We start from the raw sequence: 4,717 nt of genomic DNA, 5'->3' as shown, positions 1-4,717 counted from the left end.
GACCGGACACAAGGCCTTCGAGGCCAAGGTGGAAGGCCAGTTCGACCAGCGCCTCTTTCCGGCCGAGGAGCCTCTGGTCCTCAAGATCGGTGCCCGCGTCATGCTGACCCGCAACGACCCGCAGGGCCGCTGGGTCAATGGCACGCTGGGGCAGGTGGAAGGCTTTGACGAGAAAGCGGTTCGGGTGCGCATTGGCGAGACGGTCCACGCCGTCGAAGCCCAGAAATGGGAGCGCAACGCCTATGCCTTCGATCCGGAAAAACAGGCCCTGACCAAGACCACCGCCGGTGCCTTCACCCAATTCCCGCTGCGCCTTGCCTGGGCGATGACCATCCACAAGGCCCAGGGCCTGACCCTCGACAAGGTCTATCTCGACCTCGCCCGCCGCCTCTTCGCGCACGGCCAGGCCTATGTCGCCCTGTCGCGGGCACGGTCGCTGGAAGGCCTGGAGCTCTCACGTCCACTGACGCCAGGTGACGTCATCTCCGATCCGCGGATCTTTGATGTCACGGCGTTTTGCGACCCGGCGCCGGCGAGCGTGAGTGCGTAAAACACTCGAGAACCTTCCTTCTCCCCTGGGAGAAGGTGGCCCTCAGGGCCGGATGAGGGGGAATTCGTTGGCATTCGCGGGGATTTACCCCTCACCCTGACCCTCTCCCCAGGGAGAGGGAACCCGGCAATCAATCCTCAAACAGCGCCGTCGACAAATACCGTTCGGCGAAGCTCGCCAGGATCACCACAATCGTCTTGCCGGCCATGTCATCGCGCTTGGCGACTTCCAGGGCCGCTTTGAGAGCCGCGCCGGAGGAGATGCCGCCCGGCACGCCTTCCAGTTTGGCGGCTTCACGCGCCATCGCGAAGGCATCCTCATTGGAGACAGTGACGACTTCATCGATCAGGTCGGTGTCGAGAATGTCCGGCACGAAGCCGGCGCCAATGCCCTGGATCTTGTGCGGGCCGGGCGCGCCGCCGGACAGGATCGGGCTGTCGGTCGGCTCGACGGCGACGACGTGGAAGCCGGGCTTCTTCTCTTTCAGCACCGAGGCGCAGCCGGTCAGCGTGCCGCCTGTGCCAACACCCGAAATCAGGACATCGGCCTCGCCGGCGGTATCGTTCCAGATTTCCAGCGCGGTGGTCTTGCGGTGGATTTCCGGATTGGCGGGATTGGCAAATTGGCTCGGCATCACGGCGCCGGGCGTGGCGTCGATGATGTCCTGGGCGCGTGCGATCGCGCCCTTCATCCCCTTGGCGGCCTCCGTCAGGACGAGTTCGGCACCGAGATGGGTGAGGAGTTTGCGGCGCTCGATCGACATGCTTTCCGGCATGGTCAGGATCAGGCGGTGCCCGCGGGCCGCCGCAACGAAAGCCAGCCCGATCCCGGTATTGCCGGAGGTTGGCTCGACCATGACGGCGCCTTCGCCCAGCTTGCCGGCGGCCTCCAGCGCGTCGATCATGGCCACGCCAATCCGGTCCTTCACCGAAGCGAGCGGGTTGAAGAATTCCAGCTTGGCCAGGATGCGGGCCTTGGCGCCATGCGCGTCGGCGAGCTTTTTCAGCTCGACCAGCGGGGTATTGCCGACAGTGTCGGCGATGGAAGCGTAGATGCGGCCGCGGCCGGGTGCGTCGGTCATGTCAGATCTCCGTTTGCGGGCACTGTAGGTATCCAGCGTGCGTGCGCCAGTGACGAAAGCGTCAGGCGGGGCCTACTTCGTCCCGGTCGAGCCAAAGCCACCGGCACCGCGTGTCGTCTCGTCCAGCGTGTCGGCGACTTCCCAGACGGCTTGTGTGACCGGGGCAATGATCATCTGGGCGATGCGGTCGCCGCGATTGACGACGAAATTGGCCTTGCCGTGATTGATCAGATTGACCCGGATCTCGCCGCGATAATCGGCGTCCACCGTGCCCGGCGTATTGACGCAGGAAAGCCCGTGCTTGGCCGCAAGGCCCGAGCGTGGCCGGACCTGTGCTTCATATCCCGCGGGAAGGGCAATCGCGATCCCGACCGGGATCAGCCGCCATTCGCCGGGCGGGATGGAGACCGGCGCGCCGGCAGGCACGGCAGCGCGCAAATCCATGCCGGCGGACTGGGGCGTTTCGTAAGCCGGCAGCGCCAGGCCCTCATAGTGATCGAGCGGTTTGATCTTCACGGGCACGGTCGACATGTCGGCATCCTGATTGGCAAGTGATGGAGCGCATCAAAGCCAAGCCCGCCTGATTTGGCCAGAGGTTAGAGCGCCGAGGCGATCCGGGAGGCTAGCAGTTCGGCGATTCTCGACTTTTCGGCCCGCTCCCAGGCGTCACTGCCGGTCTCGGTGACCAGGAGGACTGCATTCTCGGCCCCGCCCATCACATCCCCGGACACGTCGTTGGCGACAATCCAGTCGCAGCCCTTGCGGGTTCGCTTGGCAATGGCCAGCGCTTCGACGTCATGCGTCTCGGCGGCAAAGCCGATGACCAGGTCCGGGCGGCCCTCGTCCATTTGCGAGATCGTTTTGAGAATGTCCGGGTTCTCGACCAGGGGCAGGCTGGAGAAGCTGGCCTTGTCCAGCTTGAGCTTGCGGTCGGCGGGCTCGGCCGGGCGCCAGTCGGCGACGGCGGCGACGGCAATGAAGATATCGGCCGGCAAGGCGCGCTCGACGGCCGCCAACATGTCACGGGCGGTCTCGACATGAACCGTGTTGACGTTGTCCGGGTCATCCAGCGCGGTCGGCCCGGCGACCAGCGTCACCCGCGCGCCCAGTGCGGCGCAAGCGGACGCAATGGCATAGCCCTGCTTGCCGGAAGAGTGATTGGAGATGAAGCGGACCGGATCGATCGGTTCACGCGTCGGTCCGGCCGTGATCAGGACGTGGCGCCCCGCTAGCGTATCAGGCATTCAGAAGGCTCTCGACAGCATCGGCGATCGCGTCCGGTTCAGCCAGACGCCCCGGTCCGAATTCACCGCAGGCCATGTCGCCCTCGTCCGGCCCAACGAAGTGAACGCCATCGCCCTTCAGCGTCGCCAGATTGCGCTGGGTCGCCTTGTGGTCCCACATGCGCACATTCATCGCCGGAGCCATCAGGACCGGCTTGTCGGTTGCCAGGAGCGTCGTCGAGGCGAGATCATTGGCCAGGCCATTGGCGGCCTTGGCCATCAGATCGGCGGTGGCCGGCGCGACCACGACGAGATCGGCCGAGCGCGAGAGCTCGATATGACCCATCTCGGCTTCGTCGGTGAGGTTGAACAGCTCGCCATAGACCTTGTCGCCGGACAGGGCGGAGACAGACAGCGGCGTGACGAATTCACTGCCGGCACGGGTCAGGATGCAGCGGCTGGCGATGCCGCGCTTCTTCAGCGTCCGGATCAGTTCCAGCGCCTTGTAGGCAGCAATACCGCCGCCAATGATCAGGAGTATGGACTTGTCGGCCACGTGTCGTCTCCGCTGATGGTCCCGTACAGGTAAACCGTCAGCGGGGATTTCCCAAGGGTTTCAGGGGGTGAGGATCAGTTCAGTCGGAGAAATGGGGGCAGATAGGATTTTTGGGCAGGTTAGGTGCCTCTGTCGCGACGGAATTTGGTGCCTATCCGAGTTTCTCATGCGACACAATCAATGCGAGTGTAAGGCGTCAAGGTATGGATTGGGGACTGAGAAATAAGTACCCGTCCCCGCTTATTTCCGAAATTTTGAATTTACCGCGTGGGAAATAGACTATGAATCCCTTGCCGCTCTGTAACCTGACTGTTTGCGCCACCCTTTCGGTCGTATTGACGGCTTGTGGGAGCCAATCATCAAATTGCCCTGCGTCCGAGGATTTTTCATCGTTCGCTCGCACAAGGTTGGACAATTGTTTGCGGGGGCGAGGGCAGTGTTACCCTGATGTTGCAGTACTTCTGGATAATTTGGAACCTGTACAGGGCCTTCGTGAAAGGAGGGAATGCGCCACTAATGTTGAGTTGGTGGATGAAGTGGAGGCGGAATTTGGTTACACGGCGATTTTTCGTTGTGCGGTTGGGGTTTTGACTGGAGAGTATCGTGTTTTTGTTTCGTTGACTCCACGCAATGATGGCTATTGTTATCGTGTAACAAGCAATTACTTCAGAACGCATCTAGATTACCCAATAGGATCTGTCACTAGGGGAGTGGTTGAGGGTTAACCTGTGGAAAATGGGGACACGCAACATTCTCGAGACGCTGAAAAAGCGGAGCAGCCACAGTTAGCGCCCTTCAATGCCCTCCACGCGCCACCGGCGCAAACTCCCCCATAGACCGCTTGCCGAGAAACCGCCGTATCCGCTTCTTCAGGTCAAGGGCCCGCCGGGCCGCTTCGCGGTTCCACCCTTGAGTTGAAGAAGCGGATACGGCCTGCTGGCTGACAAGCGCTCTATGGATCGCCCTGCGCGAGGGCGCCGACGGCGACGCTGAATTCCAGCCAGTCAGAGCCGTCCCGAGCCTCAGCTCAGTCGACCAGGTGCCGGATCTTGTGGACGTCGGAGGTGAGCGCGGCGCGCTTGTCCATGATGTGGCGGTAGAAGGCGCCCATGGAGAGCTCGACATCATAGTGCGTTATGCGGGACATCGCGGTGATGTCATCGGTCTTGAAACGGCGACGATTGGCCATGGCGAGCTCGACGATGCGCGCGAACATGTTGGAATAGGCCGCCGTATAGACATGCGAGGGGAATTCCAGCTTGGCATGGCGTTCGCCCATGCTTTCGGTTGCTTCATAATAATGCTCG

General features: G+C 62.3%; 3 protein-coding genes and 2 pseudogenes. 1 reads left to right on the top strand and 4 read right to left on the bottom strand.

The features are described 5' to 3' along the window. Positions 1-550: pseudogene (locus tag QZ266_RS12570) on the top strand (ATP-binding domain-containing protein); the annotation flags it as partial. A gap of 130 nt (positions 551-680) precedes the next feature. Here the strand turns inward: QZ266_RS12570 and cysK are convergent. The 4 genes and pseudogenes from cysK to QZ266_RS12545 form a co-directional block, all read right to left on the bottom strand. Then, positions 681-1,631, bottom strand: a complete 951-nt coding sequence (gene cysK / locus QZ266_RS12565; protein WP_295695679.1) for a cysteine synthase A — start codon at positions 1,629-1,631, stop codon at positions 681-683. 72 nt (positions 1,632-1,703) lie between these two features. Beyond that, a complete protein-coding gene (gene dut / locus QZ266_RS12560) occupies positions 1,704-2,162 on the bottom strand; it encodes a dUTP diphosphatase (RefSeq protein WP_295695676.1) in 459 nt (152 codons plus the stop codon). Between the two features lie 65 nt (positions 2,163-2,227). Then, a pseudogene (gene coaBC, locus QZ266_RS15355) lies at positions 2,228-3,410 on the bottom strand (bifunctional phosphopantothenoylcysteine decarboxylase/phosphopantothenate--cysteine ligase CoaBC). Positions 3,411-4,437: 1,027 nt separating this feature from the next. After that, a partial coding sequence (locus QZ266_RS12545) for a protoglobin domain-containing protein (protein WP_295695671.1) occupies positions 4,438-4,717 on the bottom strand: 280 nt, incomplete at its 5' end.

Origin of the sequence: uncultured Maricaulis sp. (assembly GCF_905480005.1) — a bacterium.
GTDB lineage: Bacteria > Pseudomonadota > Alphaproteobacteria > Caulobacterales > Maricaulaceae > Maricaulis.
The sequence above is the reverse complement of the archived record's forward strand: the minus strand, read 5'-3'. Positions and strand labels throughout refer to the sequence as shown.